Source organism: Deinococcus marmoris DSM 12784 (genome assembly GCF_000701405.1).
GTDB lineage: Bacteria > Deinococcota > Deinococci > Deinococcales > Deinococcaceae > Deinococcus > Deinococcus marmoris.
In genome coordinates this window covers 1-1,512 of the sequence record NZ_JNIV01000233.1, presented here as the reverse complement: position 1 = coordinate 1,512, position 1,512 = coordinate 1, and the positions used below count along the sequence as shown (strand labels likewise).

Below are 1,512 nucleotides of genomic sequence, written 5' to 3'. Positions count from 1 at the left end.
GCCCGCCTACTTATGGCTTGCAGGTGCGGGTGTCTCCTGTCCTGCTTGAGCTAACTGTACGAAGACGTTTCTTACAGCCTCCTTTCACAGTGAAGTTTCAACACTGAACAACTTCGATTTTTATCGGCTATAGTTTTTATCGAAATTTTTATCAAGCTGACCGAAGTTAGGAAGTTTCCAAGAGCGTCTCCGAACACTCTGACTTCACTCATTAGGACGCGCCTCTTATGTCAGATGCTCCGGGTCACAAAATATCTCATCTTTAACCCAAAGGACTTTCGAAACGAATGATGGTTAACACCACTGATCTGTGATAATCTACGATAATGCGTAAGATTACTCCATGCAACTCGATAGCGTCGGCTGCAGATATGACATAGATTTGTTTTAGATATAATTAAATAATCCTCTGTACTTAGTACAGAAGATTATTTAAGACGCATTTAACTTCAGCTACCGGTAAGCCCACTCGGGGTGATGGCATAGGTTTTACTACCACGATCATCTTTCACTGTCATCGTGTAGTCAGCACCAGTTGTAGTACCTGTTGTCGCGATTATGATGTTTTTATCGAGACAGCTGCTAGAGATGCCATCAACTGTTCCAGCAGCTGGGGCAGCCGCGAGCGATCCTATCGTATAAGTGAGGACAGTGTCGCCCTTAGCTTTTGAAGCTCCGAAATAGCCTTGCTTGTCGATTTGCATGGTAGCCTGGGCTGTCTGAAGACTCTTGGCGCAGCCCTGGGCACCAGTGTCATAGGCACGCTTCTGAGCGCCCAACAGGTTAGGGATCAGTACAGCGGCTAGGATCCCGATGATGGCAATGACGATGAGCAGCTCGATCAGGGTGAAGCCTTCGATGTTGTTCTTCATGGTGGTTCTCCTGGTGCATTTTTCAAAAGAGCTATTCACTTTTGACCGACCGAAGCACGTGTGACGTTCAAAGCTACGCATCAGCAAATGGAAGCACCAGAAATCATTTTTGCTAGTGCTTCTATTCGGACAAATGCTCTAATCTTAATCACTGAGATTTTTATAGGCCTCACGTGGTGGTTCATTTACCCCGTAAGGCTCACTGTCAAAAATTACGCGACAATCAGATCGCGGAGACGGCTGCTGCAGCAGGAGCAGGACTAGCGCCTTCCAACTTAGAGGGAGTTACGGTGTAGGTCTTGCTGCCGCGCTTGTCGCCCACAGTGATCGAGTAAGTCGCCACGTCAGCGGTACCAGCGGTCACGACCATGTTGGCATCACCACAGTTTACAGCGATGCCGTCCGTAGTCTTGGTGATGGTGGTAAGTGCAGTCTTGCCCATTATAGCGTAGGTCTGATTATCAATCTGGTAGGTGGCTTGGGCCGTCTGAATGCTCTTGGCGCAGGCTTGGGCGCCGGTGTCATAGGCGCGCTTCTGAGCACCCAGCAGGTTGGGGATCAGCACAGCAGCCAGGATCCCGATAATGGCGATGACGATGAGCAGCTCAATCAGGGTGAAGCCTTCGGTGTTGTTCTTCAT

Annotated in this window: 2 protein-coding genes; both read right to left on the bottom strand. The window is 48.9% G+C overall.

Features of this window, described 5'->3' with window-relative positions; genetic code table 11:
- Positions 1-449: 449 nt before the first annotated feature.
- Positions 450-872 carry a type IV pilin protein gene (locus Q319_RS0123505; protein WP_029484792.1) on the bottom strand — a complete coding sequence of 141 codons (423 nt, stop codon included), beginning with the start codon at positions 870-872 and terminating at the stop codon, positions 450-452.
- Between the two features lie 223 nt (positions 873-1,095).
- The coding region (locus Q319_RS0123500) for a type IV pilin protein (protein WP_029484791.1) at positions 1,096-1,512 on the bottom strand (417 nt) is incomplete at its 5' end.